Raw genomic sequence first — 15582 nt, forward strand, 5'->3', positions numbered from 1 at the left:
TCGTAGAATCAGACGTGTTCGGTAGCGGGCTGGGTGACTTTGTCCTTCGGCCCCCAGACCTTGGTGAACAGCAGAATGGCGGTGCTGACGCCGGCATAGGGCTTGAACACGCCGCTGGGCAGGGTGATGACGGCCTTGAGATCGCAACGCTCCACCAGCAACTGGCGCAATGTCTTGAATGCGCCGCCGGAGCCGAACAGCACGCCCTGCGGCACGATCACGCAGGCGGTGCCGCCTTTCTTCAACAGGCGGTAGATGTTCTCGACGAACAGCAGCTCGGTCTTGGTGGTGCCCAGTTGCAGGGCTTCGTTGATGTCACCCTTGTCGATGCTGCCGGTGAAGGGCGGGTTGGCCATCACGATGTCGTATTCGGATTCCTCGGTATAGCTCTTGCTGAGAGTGTCCTTGTAGTCGATGTGCGGCTCGTCGATGCCGTGCATCATCAGGTTCATCAGCCCCAGGCGCACCATGGTGGCGTCGATGTCGTAGCCCCACAGTGAACTGGCCAGAATGGCCTGCGCTTTCTCGGTGAGGGTGGCCGCGACCGAGGTGCGCACGAAGCCATCTTCATCGGGGGCGAGGTCTTTGGTGCCCGCCTTGATGGCCAGTTGGGTGACGATGTACTGGTAGGCCCCGAGCAGGAAGCCGCCGGAACCACATGCCGGGTCCGCAATCTTGTGGCCCAGCTGGGGCCGCACCAGATCGGCCATCAGCTTGATGATGTGGCGCGGGGTGCGGAACTGGCCGTTCTTGCCAGCGGTGGCGATTTCCGAGAGCAGCATTTCATAGACATCGCCCTGGATGTCCTGGAAGGCCTGGCCGTTCTCGCGCGAGTCGCGCTCTATTACCTCGAAGATGTCGTCGATGGTCTTCACCGCTTCCACCAGCAGGGCTGGCTTGGGGATGATGAACACGGCGTTCTTCATGTGGTGGGTAAAGTTGGACTCGGTGCCGTTGAGGTCTTTGAGGAAGGGGAACACCTTGCCCTGCACATGCTGCAGCATCTCTTCGGCCTGCATGCGCTTGAATTCGCTCCAGCGTAGGGTTTGCTTGTCGATCTCATAGCGCTTCTCGTCTTCCAGCTTTTTCGCCCATTCGGCATCTGTATCCTTTTCTTCTCGCCGTGCGCGATATTCTGGTGGAATCCACCTGCCATCGAACTTCGAGGCGCACCTCTCTCCAATGAATTCCGCGTCTGCCTGGCGTTTGAGATCCAACTCGTCGAGCCGTTTCATGAACAGCAGATAGGTAATCTGCTCGATGGCGGTGAGCGGGTTGCTGATGCCGCCGCTCCAGAATTTGTTCCAGAGCTGGTCGATCTTGCTTTTGAGTTCGGGGTTGTTCTGTAGCATTCTTAAACTTCCTTGTTAACCACGAAAGGCACGACAAACACGAAAATGTTATAGCGCCAGTCGGGTTATTAAAACCTGTGGATAGGAACCAAAATTGATGAGCAAACCAAGTTTCAGCCTGCTTGCTTTTAAATAATTCATCACTTGGGCCTTGTGTTCAGGTGCAATCTCTTTGACGGCCTTGAGTTCAAGAATGATTTTCCCGAAGCAGACAAAATCTGGCTTGTAGATTGGTCGCAGTGATTCGCCTTTGTAGTGTGGCTTCAGCTCTGGCTGGGAAACAAAAGGAATGTCTCGTGTTGCCAGCTCCCGTTCCATGCATTCCTGATAGACGGTTTCGAGAAAACCACATCCCATCTCGCGGTACACGTCAAAAATAGCCCCCTGAATCTGATAACACTCCTCTTTGAAAAGAATCTTTTCGTGTCTTTCGTGTATTTCGTGGTTCATAGTCATCATGCCGCCAGGCGTTTGGTCAGCTGCAGGATTTCGTTGATTTCGGCCGGACTGAACACGCCACGGATGCCTTGCGGATGGATGACCGTGAAGGGAGCATTGATCAGGTCTTTCTTCTCCACCTTTTCGCGCTCGATGATGAAGTGCTTCAACAGATTGAGGAACTCCATCTGCCGGTTGCTGAGCGTGGTGTGGGTCTGGATAAACTGATCAAACGCCGCGCTGACTTCGTCCGGAAAGCTCTTGAGCACTTCAATGCCCAGAATGTGGCGGATGAACTGGATGAAGCGCGCCTTGCGGTTTTTGTAGACCTGGCGCAGCAGGTCTTCAGTGATGTGCGGGTGCTCCTCGTGCAACAGTTCGGCCAGTTCGTTGGCCTCAATCGCGCTGACCGTCTCGCCGTTCTTGATTTTCTGCAGCACCGGGTTGTGTTTGGTTAGCTCGGCAATCAGCGCCTCGACCATTTCGCGGTAGCGGGTGATGCTCACCGCCTCATGCTGCGGGCCGAATTCCACCCATTCCTTCTTGTGCAGTTCATCAGCCAGATCCAGGTGGGTTTGCTCCTGGCCGGTGCTTTGCTCGCGGAATTTCATCAGCGGGCCGAGCTTGGCCACCATGTCATCGAAGGCGTTTTCGTCGGCCTTGGCCCAGTAATGGCTGGTTTGCGCGGCGCGGATCAGGGTTTCTTGCTGCTTCACGAAACTGACCGAGAGCGGCAGTTCGCTGATCTGCTCGACGATGCCTGCTTTGAGGGTTTCAGCTTGTTCCTTGTCTTCGTTCAGCACCGCCAGCGAATATTCCAGCAGGTCGCGCTCGAAACGCATGGCCTTGAAATCGGCCTCGGAGACAGTGCGGAACAGCGGCTTGATTTCAGCGCGCAGGAATTCCAGCCGGTCGTGGCTGAGGTTGATCCAGAAGTTTTCGTCTTCCAGCCGCGCCAGTACAGCGGCGGCTTCCTTGATCACCACCGATTCCTTGGGTAGCGCGGCAATCTGCCGGCGCAGCTTGGCGATTTCGCGCGTGGCGATGTTGGCATGGCCGCTGTCGTTGGCTTTTTCGATCTTGTCCAGGCGCAGGCCCACCAGCCGCACCGGCAGTGGCGACTGGGGCTTGAGTTCTTTGCCCTTGGGGTTGAGCTTGAAGTATTCGAAGTTGTCCCAGCAGTCGAGAATCAGGAACACATCTTTCTCAAGGCACCAGGGCTTGGGTTTGCTGGTTTCCAGCAAGCGCGTGCCGCGCCCGACCATCTGCCAGAACTTGGTGTAGGAATACACCGGCTTGGCGAACACGAGATTGACGATCTCGCGCACGTCGATACCGGTGTCGAGCATGTCTACGCTGATGGCAATGCGCGGCAGGTCGTTGTTGGTGAATTGATCGAGCAGGCCGCCTTTGCCGTAGACGCGCGGATCGTCCGACACCAGCACCTTGGCCAGTTCGCCGTGGTACTGCGGGTAGAGCTTGTCGAAGATTCCCTCCATGCGCCGGGCGTGGGCCTTGGTGGCGCAGAAGAAGATGGTCTTGCCCGGCAGCACGCCGTTGGCATCCTTGATGGCTTCTTCCATGAACTCGCGGACGATCAGGGTGTTGGTGCCCTTGTTGATCACCTGCTTTTCCAGCTGCGAGCCTTCGAAGTTGATTTCCTCAATCTCTTTGCCTTGCAGGATCAGCTTTTTCTGGTCTTCCAACGAAATGGTGCGCTTGCTGATACCCTCCATCTGGAACTTGGTCTGAATCTTCATGACCTGGAAGTTGCAGAGATAAGGCGGCACGTTATTCACCGCCTCTTCGAAGGTGTAGGCAAAGGTCGGCAGGCCGTCTTCGCAATGAAAAAGCTGAAAGGTGTTGTGATCGATGATGTCGGTCGGCGTGGCCGTCAAACCCAGGGTGATGGTTTTGAAATAGTCCAGCACTTCGCCGAAGGTGTTGTAGATGGAGCGGTGGCTTTCATCGACCACGATGAAATCGAAGAAGTGCGGTGACAGGTGCTGCGTTTCATCCCGAATGAGGTTGAGCATCGTGGGATAGGTGGCAACGTAAATGCGGCGGTCTTTGGCAATCAGCTTTTCGCCCACATTGGGCCAGCGTGGCTCATTGGGCATGTGCTCCTTGAAGGCCGCCAGTGCCTGCTCGCGCAGTGCGATACGGTCGACCAGGAACAGCACCTTCTCGGCGTGACCAGCGCGCATCAGCGCGTCGGCCATGGCAATGCAGGTGCGGGTCTTGCCGGTGCCGGTGGCCATCACCAGCAGGAAATCGCGCTTTTTCTGCTCGATGCCTTCGAGCACCGAGCGGATAGCGCGGATCTGGTAGTCACGACCGGCAATCGAGGTGTTGATGAACTCTTGCGTCAGCGGTTTGCGATTGCGGCGGATATAGGCGAAGCGCTCCAGATCGTCGCGCGTGGGGAAGCCGACCGCCTTGCGCGGCGGCGCGTTCTCAAGGTCCCAGAAGTAAATTGAATGGCCATTCGTGTAGAAGCAGAACGGCAGCTCACCGCCCAGCTGCTTCTGGATGTTGTAGCAATACTGCTTGGCCTGCTCGCGGCCGATGGCGGCGTCCCGGCTGGTTTTCTTAGCCTCGATGACGGCCAATGGCTTCCGATCTTTGCCCAGCAGGACGTAATCGCTGAACTGGTGGCCTTCGTAGGGCGTGCGGGGTTCGGCCACACCTGCGGGCAAAGCGGTCAGGATGTCGAATTCCTCGACAACCTGCGTGGGGTCCTTGACGTTCCAGCCAGACTGAGCGAGTTGCCGGTCAATCAGTTCTGACCGGGTTTGTGCCTCAGATTGGGTCATGAGTTACCGTCCTCTCCTGCGGTTGCGCGGTACGTGTGGCTTGCTCTATCGCCCATGTTTGGTCGCTGTGGTCGATAGCAGTCTTTGATTCATGAGGGCCGAGCTGGTGCATCGCCCAGCTTCTATCGCCCAGCTATCACCGATAAGGCGCATGTTGTCCGATAGCCTGCTCATGACACCGCCCAGTACCGACGCCAACGGTTGTTGCCCTCGAAGCGCACGGCACCGCGCTCGGTGGTGTGCAGCACGTTCTGCGGTGTGACCCCCAGCGGCAGCGGGCCGGGGTTGACCACTTCCGGGGCCGTGACGCGGTCGGATGCGCGCAAAGCCTGCAGCAGCTTGTCGCGCTTGGCGGCATCCATCTCACCGCGAGGAATCCGCAACTCGATGTACTGGCCGCCATTGGGGGCGGTGACGACATCGGGCAGCATAGCAACGTTGACGGTGCGCTCGGCCAGTTTGCGCCGAAGGGTGTCGGGCAGGTCGGCGGGAATTTGTTGACCGGCTGGCGGCGCATCCTGCCCGTCCTCGATGCCCAGCAGCAGCCGACCGCCCGTTGCATTGGCAAAGGCGATGCAATCCTTGGCGATTTCGTTCCAGTCTGTCGTCTTGCCGGTCACTGCCCGCAAGGACTTCTGGTCGAGGAGTTGTCCTTCCAAGCTCACGCGATCCTTTCCCTGCTGCGCTTCATTTCTGTTCGTCCCCACTCTCCGGCTCGTCATCGGCCCCGCCCGCTCGCACCCATTCATCGACTTCGGACAGCTGGAATTTCCACAGCCGCCCGATCTTGTGCGCAGGCAGGCCCTTACGCTCCCGCCAGCGGTAGACAGTGTCCTTCACGACGCCCAGATGCTGGGCGACTTGCTCGGCGGTGACCCACGGTTCGGTTGTCATGGCATTGGCGCTCAGGTTAAAGCCTCAAAGTCGTGTTAAATCGTCATCAGTCTAACAGAGGATGGCTTTAGTGGCCAACAGAAAGGGTGCCTGGCGGCCAAGGTGGCTGTTTCTCCAGATTCCAGCTCGAGTGGAGCATGAGGCGGAATTTGATGGTTTACTGATGGACAGTGTAGCGGTCTTGTTAGCGGTGAAAGCGGTCCGGCTTAAGCGGCTCGCGCAGGACGGCATGCGGGTGAGCGCCAATGCGGACGCGTCCTCATTCTGGCTAGCGCTTACGGTAGAAAATATGCCCACCCTCGGAGGAGTGGCGGCGCATTTTGCGTGACCACTTCGGCTTGACCTTCTTGCTGTGATACCACAGCACCTCATTCATCCCCTTACCGGTATCGACATAGCTCTTGATCTTGCTTCCTAACCTGTGATCGGAAACCATTGTCCCGGCCAGGAACAACGCCCGCGCCCAGGCATTGCCATCGTATACCTTATCGCTCTTGCCGTCGTCCGTCCACGAAAACTGGTACGGCTGCCAGACCACGCCGCACAGTGTTCTCGGGTAGGTTGGACTGACAAGCCGCCTCATCGTCACGCTAGCGACCTTGGCTTGCTCCCTCATCGATTCACCACGAGCTTCAAAGTAAATATTGCAGGCCAAGCAGGATACTTCGTCTCGGCGAGCCTTGTTACAGTCGAACAGGGTGCTTTGCCGGGATGCCTTGGCCAACTGCGCCGACGCAACGCCATCTAGCGCGCACAACGCCGTTAGGCATGAAACCAGAATTTGTGAATGAAAACCCATTATAGAAAAAATAAACACCTTTTTGCGCTACCCCAGACTTGACTGGCAGTACTCAGGTCTAAATCCTTTCAATCAACCTTAAATCCTACAGTTTCTAGTCTGGTTTAACGGCAATTCTGCCACTTCCAAGAAAGAATACCGCAAGTCCTGTAAGCAAAAAGAATATTTGCAATTCCAGTGTATAGCCGCCGGTATCTGTTAATGTCAATAATTGACTGCGATGTGCAAGCACTATTGCAAATATCATGTTACTGAAAACGAGTAAACCACCAAACCGGGCAAAAACGCCAAGAATAATCATGAGCGGTGCAATCACTTCTCCCAAATAAACTCCATAAGCCAGACCCTGAGGCAGATCAACGTTAGCGAGTTGTTTGCTAATAAAATCGAGAGAGCTTGGGTTGAATATCTTATGTACACCATGAAATAACATTAATATTCCTACCGTGAGACGTAAAGTTAATTTACCCAGCGCATCGCTTTGAAATGGAAGGCTCATCATATTCTTCTCCTTAAATACTCAAAATATTTAGTGCTCGAATAGATTATCAAGGATAGGGTTAATCTTTTCGAGAAACAACTATAGGCTTGTAGAAAACAAATAAATTGGCCTGGTTTTGCAGCAAATGATCCGTTCAACCCGAATGTTCCATTAGAATCTCAAATTTTAATAAAATCAATAAATTATCCTATCCCTTTTGATACTACTATTAGTAATCAAATAGTTAGTCGTTCCTGAAGAACCCGTTTTTTTCAACTGCCGAGCTGTAAGTTAGACATATTGCCAATCAATAACCGATTAAGACTGATCCCCAAACGAACACACAAAAGCGCCAATTGGCGCAGAATCTTGCGCAAGTTTATAGCCAGCGCCGCACAGTATGGCATTCATGGCATCACCCGCGGTGCCTTTCAAAAAGTTCCTCCCTAGGCGCCTATCGTTTTTCATGTGTCCAACACGAGTTCCACCGCATTGCGCCGCCTGAGTTTTTTTGATCGCTATTGTCAGGCCGCATTTGGCTCCTGCTATCCATGCTTTTAGAAGGTGTCTTGAAATAATTCGATTATTCGTCATATCGTTGCGACTATGATCTCAACCATTTTATGAAGTCAATGTACCAAAGCGACTTATCAGAGGAAGAATGGGGGCTAGTCTCGCACCAGCTTGAGCATAAAGATCCACGAGGGAAAAAGCCAATTCACAGCAAATGTGCTATCGTCAATGCGATTCTCTACATCAGCACAAGCGGGGCCCAATGGCGCATGCTGCCAAAGGATTACCCCCCGTGGAAAATTGTTTACGACACATCACTGCTTACCGGCTTTTTTGGTCTAGAATCTTTGGGCGCGCTCATCAGTCTTGTAGCAGCGGCTGGTTCGCTCATATTGCTCGCAGTGGCGGCACGCAGTCATGTGATTAACCCGAAAAGTAGTGCGCGAAGCGCCATGGCAGATCGCTATTTTTTCACTGGGCATGTATTGGGTGGTGTATGGTTTGCGCAATGAAGGCTTGACCGGATATATTACCGGCCTGCTTGATATTTTTGCCAGTTATGGCGTGTGGGGGGCAACGCTTGGCACCGGTTTTCTGGCCGCTTTCTTATCGTCCATCATGAATAATATGCCTACAGTACTGATCGGCGCATTGTCGATCGACGCAACCAGTGCAACCGGCGTGGTAAAGGGCGCTATGATTTACGCCAACGTGATCGGTTGTGATCTGGGGCCAAAAATCACGCCGATTGGCAGCCTGGCAACCTTGTTGTGGTTGCATGTATTGGCGCGGAAAAATACGGTTATCACATGGGGGTATTACTTTCAGGTGGGAATTGTGTTGACGGTGCCAGTATTGCTTGTCACGCTGGCCGCCCTCGCTATGTGGCTTAGCATTCAATGAAATTACCGTTGCAAGAATTGCAACATAACCGTGAATGTCTGAAAGCAGAATTGAATTTTATCAACCTTGTTAGTTTAACTTTATAGGAGAATCAAAATGACAACTATCCATGTATTTGACCCCGCCTCATGCTGTAGCTCAGGCGCTTGCGGTTCCGACGTAGACCAGGAACTGGTCGGTTTTTCCGCTGATGTCGATTGGGTCAAACAACACGATGTTGCCATCGAGCGTTTTAATCTGGCACAGCAACCCATGGCTTTTGCGGATAATTCTACGGTGAAAGCATTTTTGGAACGCTCTGGTGCTGAAGCGCTGCCATTAATACTGGTAGACGGAGAAGTGGCATTGGCAGGTCGCTATCCGCAGCGTAGCGAACTGGCGCGCTGGGCGGGGATTCCTCTGGAGGAAGAAGTCGAAGAATCGAGTTGTTGCGGCGGCTGTTGCTAAGAAAACGCTGAATAACGCATCTTTGTCATTCCGAACACAGTGAGAAATCTTGGCGAATCAGCATTATAGATTTCTCGCTATGCTCGAAATGACAATTATTCAGAGACTCCTTAAAGTAACCTCGATCCCATTCTATGACCAGACTCAAATTTCTCGATCAGCCGCCGCGTTTCCTGTTTTTTACGGCAAAGGCGGCGCCGGCAAAACTTCATTGGCCTGCGCCGCAGCGATCACATTGGCCGATGCCGGTCAGCGGGTATTATTGGTTAGCACCGATCCAGCTTCCAACGTTGGTCAGGTTTTCGGCATTACAATTGGCAATAAGATTGCGGCAATGACCGCAGTGCCCGGATTAGCCGCCCTGGAAATCGACCCGCAAGCAGCAGCGCAAGTCTATCGTGATCGCATTGTGAATCCGGTGCGTGGTGTATTACCGGATACGATGGTAAAAGGCATCGAAGAACAATTATCAGGTGCATGCACGACTGAAATAGCGGCCTTTGATGAATTTACCGCTTTGCTGGCCGGTTCAGCGCTGACAGCGGATTATGATCATATTATTTTCGACACCGCGCCGACCGGCTACACCATTCGGCTACTGCAATTACCCGGCGCATGGAGTGATTTTCTTGAGGAAGGCAAAGGCAATGCGTCCTGTCTTGGCCCCTTGGCTAGTCTGGAAAAACAACGCGCCCAATACAAAGCAGCGGTAGACGCTTTAGCCCGAATATTTCATAAATTGGCACGTGCCCTCACTTGCTTTTTGATTAATAAGAAAGATTTTGCTCAGTCGGGTGTATGAGTCACTACACCCCTCTTTCTCAAAACTTCCCTATTAATCAAAATCCTGCGTGATCATCACGCGAATTTATGAAATATTCGGGTTAATGCGACAAAGCCGTCAAATCAATTCTTCATCACGGAACTGTTGCTGGATCGATAATACTTTATCGAGATTGTTGATCAATGCATTGACGCAATCGCGGTCCAGTTTGGCATTCGACATTTTCTGCAAGACGGCAAAAGCTTCTTCATTTGTCCACGCTGCTTTGTACACGCGGCGGGATGTCAAAGCGTCAAACACATCCGCAACCGCGCTGATGCGTGCTTCAATTGGAATCTCATCGCCTTTCAAACCCTTAGGATAGCCGCTGCCATCCATCGCTTCATGATGATATTCGGCAATATTGCGCAGAATATCGACATGACCGAAAGTGCCTAAACTGAAATCTTTCAGCACGGCTTCGATAATTTCGCGGCCTTTTTCGGGATGTGTTTTCATCACATCGAATTCACTGTCGTCAAGCCGACTGGGTTTGCGCAGAATGTTATCCGGAATGCCGATCTTGCCCACATCATGCATCGGTGAAAACAGAAAAATATGCTCAATCTGCTCATCTGTAATGTCATAGTTGCTGGCAAGTTCGCGAGCAATCAGGCGTGCATAGTGCGCGGTGCGGTCGATATGCGAGCCGGTTTCCAAGTCACGATAATGCGTCATGCTGCGTGCTGCGCGGACTGCAGCAATTAGCGTGCGGATTGCCGTCAGTTCATTGATCACCATCAGCGCGACTAAATGCCCATAAATATCAATCTGACGCAACGATTGTGATGTAAAAGGATGCGCCTGCAACGAGTTAAAGAACAAAAAACCAATAAAGGTTCTGCCTTGATACAGCGGCATGGTGTAACTGGATTTGTACCCTTTGGCAGCGATGCGCTTGGTGTGCTCATGCGTGCCTTGGGAAAAAATATTAAGATCCTGCACCAAACGAGGGCGGCGATGCTCGATGATGGCATGCAACGAAGGCGCCGAGCTGAGAGGCGCTTCATACGTTGTTACCGGGCTATCATTTCCTTCAGTGCTGTGCGTGTAAGTTTTGAGAATTTGCGTTTTTTCATCAAATAGTGCTATTGCCAATCGATCAAGGAATGGAAAATCTTGGCGAATGATTTGATGCAAGAAACGCAGTTTTTCCGTTAGAGGGATATTTTCGTGCAAATTAGCCAGAGTATCCTGATGCGTAAAAAGATCTTTTTGCTGCTGCATAAAATTTTCGGTAGCGAAGATTTTTCGGTTGGCTGGTGCAACATTCTAAACGATTTACCATGCAATCCATACTCCAAGTTTGAAACTCTGTTGCATTAACCATCGGGCAGAAAATATTGCACCAGGCTCGGACTGCAACAAATCGAGTGCATGCACGTCGGCCCTCTTGCTGTCTGAGATATGAATAAGGCTTGGGATATTACCCTTCAGATCAAGCAGTGTAGGCATCTTCACGACAACCTTAGTAGTAAGGGGCGGTAGGTATCAACGTATTTTCGCTTGAGTACCCCTTGGATATTCCTCAAGTTCGGAACCGGCAAGATTGCTAATAAGTGCGGAAAGTTGAGGGATCCTTGGGATTGAGGACAGTTGATGCAAAGTGAATGGCAATTTACTGCACCCATTTGAAACCAGTTGATGGGCACAGCAAAAAGGACGGCATAAAAGGCAGTGCAGTTATAAATGGCTGCTGAATCCAGTTACAAGTTTATGATTATGCTGATATTCTTCTTGATCACCTATCAATAGAAACAACAGAATCCAGCAAGATACCAAATGTATTGATGGGTTTTAGCTATTTAAATAATAACAATATATTTTTGGCATATTGCTAATTATTTCTATCTGTAATATTTTTAATCGTTATTTGTTTTTTCTATATTCCTCAGATGTGATTCTTGCCTTTAAGGAGGAGGACAGCATGAGAAAAATACTACCCGCCGTTATGCTATATATTGCTATGTTATCACTCACAGCAGCAGTATGTTTTGCAGAAAACAAAAAGGATATTGCAGAAGGGCGCAATATCTGGTTCAACAGTACTTTTGGAGGAGAGCGTTTTTTTAGTCTTATCTTACCTAATGCGCCCTTCAGTCTCCAGATTGGTTTTGACCAAATGTTAACCTGGCCACGGGATAATCGTTTTGATGAGTATGGGGTTATTAATGACCCAGACTGCTCTCCAGGTGATGCATCGACGGGTTATTTCGATCGATGTGCAGATCCTGAGTCCGCCGGTGTCATAGGAGTGCGTAAGTTTCCAAACCCCTCAGGAGGGCCTCCGCTTATAGGGATCACCTGTGCCGCTTGTCATGCTGGGTTTGATCCAGTTCGTCCTCCTTCAAATCTAAATAATCCACAAGAAGAAAACATTCATCCTACAGTGGGGAATCAATATCTGCGGATCGACAAGCTTTTTAAGGGTCATCTTTCGCCGCACGATCCGCGCTATCAAATCTTTTCCAGCTGGGCTCCTGGCACTGTCGATACCACTTTACTGGAGAATGATCACATTAATAATCCGGGAATGATTACACCGATCTGGTCAGTACCGGATCGTCCATTCTTTGATGTGACTGTTAATGGCGAGCTTGCTCGCGTTCATCGTAACGGGCAGGGAGGAGAAGATGATATTGGTTGTGAGCAGGCGACACTTCGTGTCTATTTCAATATCGGTATGTGTGCTGCAGAGTGCATGATTGGGCACCTTGCCAACGGCCCTGGCGGGAGCCAAACGCCCATTAACCTCGCAGAGTGCAGGCAGGTATGCCCAGAGCTCCTGCAAGCGGAAGAGTCGGTAGGCAAGCTCTGCGCATTTCTTCAAACACCACGTGCTCCACGCTTGGTGCATGCCCCGGAGGGCGCACATTATATCGATTGGAAAGTGGTAGGGAAGGGTAAGAGAGTCTTTTTTCAGGCATGCGAATCATGCCATTCTGATGGAGACCGTTCGTTAAGACGAGATGTTCTCTCTGACGATTTGATTCATCCTTTTACTGAGATTAGTACGAACAGCTGTCGTGCCCGTACTACTAACTGGATGGCTGGCCACATCTGGGCTACATTTTCTTCGGATCAATATAAGGAACGACCTACCGGCGGACCAGGTTTTTACCGTGACATGCCTCTTGTGGGTATTTGGGCAACTGCTCCTTTCTTTCACAATAACAGGCTGGGCCGAAGCATCGGTGATCCATCAGTGGCTGGTCGTATCACAGCATACCAGGATGCAATGGATCTGTTGCTGAATCCTGATAAGCGAGATCAACCCAGTTCGATTCTGCGCACTACCGACCCAGTACAATTGCCGACCCCATCTGGTGTAGTCACGCTTCCCGCTGGGACTCCTATTGCTCAGTTTGCAAGTCTTGATCCCAACACTGGCGAAAGTCTCTGCCCGGATCTCTTTGAAAATCAGGGGCACTACTTTGGAGCAGAGCTTTCGGATGAAGATAAGTATGCGCTGATCGAATTCTTGAAGACACGCTGATGTGGCGGGCTGCTGCGTAATTATCCAAATGAGGCTGGGCGAGATTGCTGCCCAGCCTCATTTAGAATTGATTGTCAACACCACGGCCGTAGAATTTTTTGACTATTAAATATATTTTACTTAATTTAATAGTGCTGATCGGCGGATAGAGTCATCATAACTTCTTCTTAATTGTCAGATGCTTGTACCAATAAAAACTTAGCTTAAACTAACTTAATTAGCAGCATAATAAACAAAACAATTATTATCATGGGAGCGACAATGGCCTTCCAATCCGAAGATGTAGCTTTTGGGCTGTTCTTCATCATTTCCAGTGCTGCAGGAAATAAAATTATTAAGAACATTACTAACGCTAATGCAGAAGCAATTTGCATCCAATCCATATCCAGACTTCTTCCCCTTCCATTTATTCCGCTCTAAAAAACAAAACCCCGGTTTGACCGGGGCTTTGAATAGCTGCTATTTAAAGTAGCCGACAATTAATCATCATTACCCATAATCCCTAAAATTTGCAACAAGCTGATAAAGATATTGAAAATTGTCATATATAGCCCAATCGTTGCTAACACATAATTAGTTTCGCCACCATGAATAATACGACTCGTGTCGTATAAAATGAAACCACTCATGATCAGGATAACTACAGCTGATATCGCTAATGACATTGCAGGTATTTGTAAGAAAATATTTGCCAGTGCAGCAAGTAGTACTAGCAAAAAACCTACCATCAAGAATCCACCCAGAAAACTAAAATCTTTTCGTGTGGCAAGGGCATACGCGGATAATCCCATGAATATCGCACCTGTGCCAGCTAGTGACAATGTAATGATATTTCCACCATTAGGCAGAGAAGCATACATTGTCAACATTGGTCCCAGCCCAAATCCCAATAAACCAGTAATCAGAAAAACAATTCCGATCCCGGCTGTAGAGTTGGCAAAACGGGGTAATACAAACATCGCAATCAGCATGCCACCTATCACAGAAATCAAATATGTCATCGGCGGCATATTTAAGAACATTGAAAGCCCAGCGGTTAGGCCGCTGAACAATAGCGTCAACGATAACAGCATGTAAGTGTTACGCAATACCTTGTTAGTCGCAAAAGCAGATGACGCGCTATGAGCAACTGTTGAATAGCTTCGATTCATTTTAATGATCTCCAAATATAAATATAAATTACTGCTGTTTTTATTTTAGCAGTCAATATTGACTCGGGCGCCTTATTTATAGTTCAATTTGTAAGTATAACCTCAGTTGCGTTTGGTTGTTATAAATCATTGATTTCTCTTTTGTAAAAATTTATTAACTAAACCCAGAAGATAGAGGCGAGTTTGACGATTTCAAGCATTCTCCATTCACAGAATGTGAGTTGTTTCCTTCGCCTAACCAATGCTGCAAATCAACCGCTTGATTAGTCCACGCGTAATTCATTGATTTCTATCGTCAGAAAAATACAAACTTGCGGACGTCGCACTTGCATGATGGTTAGGGGGAGAGAATAATGAGGTAAAGAGAGAAAAATTGAGCGAATTCTGGATGTCTCATGAAACCTCGAAGTCCGCAAGAATCCGCAGGAATCCACGTAAACACGCGGGAGTAAACGAAAAAAAAACCAACCGGTGAAGGGTTGGTCTTTGGTGTTGGTGGTGGGGTGGAAACCCACGTCAAATCAGGCTATATCAATGCGTTCGAGATAGCGCTGGCAGTTGCGGAAAGGAGCGAGAATCGTGGTTTCAATGGCTGCAATCTTATTAAAAAGACGTTATGCCAAAATCATGTTAATTAGTGCCAGCCCGAAAACTCTCCATCTCTATAAAAAACAACCGGTTGCAGTTAATCTCGGGAATGAAGATTTCTGAAGAATTGAGTCAAACTGACGTTTTTGGCTGGTTTTGGCCCATTTTCAAGCAAAACAGCTTTAAACTTCGATTGAAATTAGCGAAAATATCGTCTTCAAAAACAAACTTCATCCGAGCAGAGATCAAATGCGTATAGTCCGAAATAGACAGATGGAATTGGGTGAAATTGACGTATCACAAATCAAATTTGACTTGAGATCACGAGATGACATTCCAAAGATACTGCGCGGATTACAGCACCTGTACATGGACGAGGCATTGCGCCAGAAAGTTTTTGCATTACTGGAAAGTGACATTGCCCCCAAGGTGAATAAGCACAATGGTCGTCCTGGCATGACCCTGTGGAGCATCCTGGTTTGTGGTGTATTACGTTTGGACTTAAATGCGGATTATGACCGTCTTCATGAATTGGTTAACCAGCACAGAACCTTGCGCGCAATGTTGGGACATAGTCTGTGCGACCAAGACAAGGAATATGTCTATCAAACCTTGGTGGATAACGTCAGTCTGCTCACGCCGGAGCTGTTGGACAAATTAAGCGAGATCATTGTTAAGGGAGGGCATGCTCTTGTAAAAAAGGGCGACGCAGCCCTGCGTGGGCGGTGCGACTCCTTTGTCGTTGAAACCAACGTACATTTTCCAACCGACATCAACTTCAGACCGCCTGATCCCGACGATTTTAAGATGACCCCAATTTAAAGATCAGACGAAGTCCAGATCGAGGAAAGAAGGTTTCAGTAGCATTGAGCTCCTCGCAA

The 15582-nt window shown here is 50.0% G+C and carries 13 protein-coding genes and 5 pseudogenes; 7 read left to right on the forward strand and 11 right to left on the reverse strand.

Annotated features, from left to right (window positions below):
• Nucleotides 1–8: 8 nt before the first annotated feature.
• From BLP80_RS10590 to BLP80_RS10610, 5 genes are all read right to left on the reverse strand, one after another.
• A complete protein-coding gene (locus BLP80_RS10590) occupies nucleotides 9–1352 on the reverse strand; it encodes a type I restriction-modification system subunit M (RefSeq protein WP_218120430.1) in 1344 nt (447 codons plus the stop codon).
• Nucleotides 1353–1400: 48 nt separating this feature from the next.
• Nucleotides 1401–1802, reverse strand: coding sequence for a GxxExxY protein (locus BLP80_RS10595; RefSeq protein WP_090543086.1), 402 nt, complete (start codon nucleotides 1800–1802; stop codon nucleotides 1401–1403).
• 5 nt (nucleotides 1803–1807) lie between these two features.
• Nucleotides 1808–4606 carry a type I restriction endonuclease subunit R gene (locus tag BLP80_RS10600; protein ID WP_090543062.1) on the reverse strand — a complete coding sequence of 933 codons (2799 nt, stop codon included), beginning with the start codon at nucleotides 4604–4606 and terminating at the stop codon, nucleotides 1808–1810.
• A gap of 170 nt (nucleotides 4607–4776) precedes the next feature.
• Nucleotides 4777–5265, reverse strand: coding sequence for an AlbA family DNA-binding domain-containing protein (locus tag BLP80_RS16310; protein WP_256325050.1), 489 nt, complete (start codon nucleotides 5263–5265; stop codon nucleotides 4777–4779).
• Between the two features lie 28 nt (nucleotides 5266–5293).
• Nucleotides 5294–5500 carry a helix-turn-helix domain-containing protein gene (locus tag BLP80_RS10610; protein ID WP_090543064.1) on the reverse strand — a complete coding sequence of 69 codons (207 nt, stop codon included), beginning with the start codon at nucleotides 5498–5500 and terminating at the stop codon, nucleotides 5294–5296.
• Between the two features lie 70 nt (nucleotides 5501–5570).
• Here BLP80_RS10610 and BLP80_RS15230 point away from each other — a divergent pair, with 70 nt between their 5' ends.
• Complete coding sequence (locus tag BLP80_RS15230) at nucleotides 5571–5828, forward strand: hypothetical protein (protein WP_143002274.1); 258 nt, start codon at nucleotides 5571–5573, stop codon at nucleotides 5826–5828.
• On the opposite strand, the gene BLP80_RS16670 is transcribed toward BLP80_RS15230, so the two are convergent.
• The gene (locus tag BLP80_RS16670) at nucleotides 5769–6299 is read right to left on the reverse strand and encodes a cell wall hydrolase (RefSeq protein ID WP_090543066.1); all 531 of its coding nucleotides are present in this window, start codon (nucleotides 6297–6299) and stop codon (nucleotides 5769–5771) included. The genes BLP80_RS15230 and BLP80_RS16670 overlap by 60 nt on opposite strands.
• Nucleotides 6300–6393: 94 nt before the next feature.
• Nucleotides 6394–6801 carry a DoxX family protein gene (locus BLP80_RS10620; RefSeq protein ID WP_256203816.1) on the reverse strand — a complete coding sequence of 136 codons (408 nt, stop codon included), beginning with the start codon at nucleotides 6799–6801 and terminating at the stop codon, nucleotides 6394–6396.
• A gap of 611 nt (nucleotides 6802–7412) precedes the next feature.
• On the opposite strand from BLP80_RS10620, the pseudogene BLP80_RS16675 reads away from it, so the two are divergent.
• The 4 genes and pseudogenes from BLP80_RS16675 to BLP80_RS10645 form a co-directional block, all read left to right on the forward strand.
• Nucleotides 7413–7592, forward strand: a pseudogene (locus BLP80_RS16675) (transposase); the annotation flags it as partial.
• Between the two features lie 18 nt (nucleotides 7593–7610).
• A pseudogene (locus BLP80_RS10635) lies at nucleotides 7611–8196 on the forward strand (ArsB/NhaD family transporter); the annotation flags it as partial.
• Between the two features lie 96 nt (nucleotides 8197–8292).
• A complete protein-coding gene (gene arsD / locus BLP80_RS10640) occupies nucleotides 8293–8643 on the forward strand; it encodes an arsenite efflux transporter metallochaperone ArsD (RefSeq protein ID WP_090543070.1) in 351 nt (116 codons plus the stop codon).
• A gap of 134 nt (nucleotides 8644–8777) precedes the next feature.
• Nucleotides 8778–9367, forward strand: a pseudogene (locus tag BLP80_RS10645) (TRC40/GET3/ArsA family transport-energizing ATPase); the annotation flags it as partial.
• Nucleotides 9368–9544: 177 nt separating this feature from the next.
• Here BLP80_RS10645 and BLP80_RS10650 read toward each other — a convergent pair.
• Both BLP80_RS10650 and BLP80_RS10655 read right to left on the reverse strand, forming a co-directional pair.
• On the reverse strand, nucleotides 9545–10693 hold the full coding sequence (locus tag BLP80_RS10650) for an HD domain-containing phosphohydrolase (RefSeq protein ID WP_090543072.1): 1149 nt from the start codon (nucleotides 10691–10693) through the stop codon (nucleotides 9545–9547).
• Between the two features lie 111 nt (nucleotides 10694–10804).
• A pseudogene (locus BLP80_RS10655) lies at nucleotides 10805–10942 on the reverse strand (IS4 family transposase); the annotation flags it as partial.
• A gap of 451 nt (nucleotides 10943–11393) precedes the next feature.
• Here BLP80_RS10655 and BLP80_RS10660 point away from each other — a divergent pair.
• Nucleotides 11394–12962, forward strand: a complete 1569-nt coding sequence (locus BLP80_RS10660) for a c-type cytochrome (protein ID WP_090543076.1) — start codon at nucleotides 11394–11396, stop codon at nucleotides 12960–12962.
• A gap of 203 nt (nucleotides 12963–13165) precedes the next feature.
• Here the strand turns inward: BLP80_RS10660 and BLP80_RS10665 are convergent, their stop codons facing one another.
• Together BLP80_RS10665 and BLP80_RS10670 are read right to left on the reverse strand one after the other, a co-directional pair.
• Complete coding sequence (locus BLP80_RS10665) at nucleotides 13166–13345, reverse strand: hypothetical protein (RefSeq protein WP_090543077.1); 180 nt, start codon at nucleotides 13343–13345, stop codon at nucleotides 13166–13168.
• Nucleotides 13346–13441: 96 nt separating this feature from the next.
• Nucleotides 13442–14113: a Bax inhibitor-1/YccA family protein gene (locus BLP80_RS10670; protein WP_090543080.1), complete on the reverse strand. Its 672-nt coding sequence runs from the start codon at nucleotides 14111–14113 to the stop codon at nucleotides 13442–13444.
• Between the two features lie 837 nt (nucleotides 14114–14950).
• Here BLP80_RS10670 and BLP80_RS10675 point away from each other — a divergent pair.
• A pseudogene (locus BLP80_RS10675) lies at nucleotides 14951–15478 on the forward strand (ISNCY family transposase); the annotation flags it as partial.
• Nucleotides 15479–15582 lie beyond the last annotated feature (104 nt).

The organism is Nitrosomonas sp. Nm132, from assembly GCF_900100485.1.
Lineage (GTDB): Bacteria > Pseudomonadota > Gammaproteobacteria > Burkholderiales > Nitrosomonadaceae > Nitrosomonas.

Coding starts and splice junctions, on each gene's coding strand:
- BLP80_RS10600 (WP_090543062.1), bottom strand. CDS start 4,606: ATGACCCAATCTGAGGCACAAACCCGGTCAGAACTGATTGACCGGCAA.
- BLP80_RS10670 (WP_090543080.1), bottom strand. CDS start 14,113: ATGAATCGAAGCTATTCAACAGTTGCTCATAGCGCGTCATCTGCTTTT.
- BLP80_RS10595 (WP_090543086.1), bottom strand. CDS start 1,802: ATGAACCACGAAATACACGAAAGACACGAAAAGATTCTTTTCAAAGAG.
- BLP80_RS10620 (WP_256203816.1), bottom strand. CDS start 6,801: ATGATGAGCCTTCCATTTCAAAGCGATGCGCTGGGTAAATTAACTTTA.
- arsD (WP_090543070.1), top strand. CDS start 8,293: ATGACAACTATCCATGTATTTGACCCCGCCTCATGCTGTAGCTCAGGC.
- BLP80_RS10590 (WP_218120430.1), bottom strand. CDS start 1,352: ATGCTACAGAACAACCCCGAACTCAAAAGCAAGATCGACCAGCTCTGG.
- BLP80_RS16670 (WP_090543066.1), bottom strand. CDS start 6,299: ATGGGTTTTCATTCACAAATTCTGGTTTCATGCCTAACGGCGTTGTGC.
- BLP80_RS10660 (WP_090543076.1), top strand. CDS start 11,394: ATGAGAAAAATACTACCCGCCGTTATGCTATATATTGCTATGTTATCA.
- BLP80_RS10665 (WP_090543077.1), bottom strand. CDS start 13,345: ATGGATTGGATGCAAATTGCTTCTGCATTAGCGTTAGTAATGTTCTTA.
- BLP80_RS10650 (WP_090543072.1), bottom strand. CDS start 10,693: ATGCAGCAGCAAAAAGATCTTTTTACGCATCAGGATACTCTGGCTAAT.
- BLP80_RS10610 (WP_090543064.1), bottom strand. CDS start 5,500: ATGACAACCGAACCGTGGGTCACCGCCGAGCAAGTCGCCCAGCATCTG.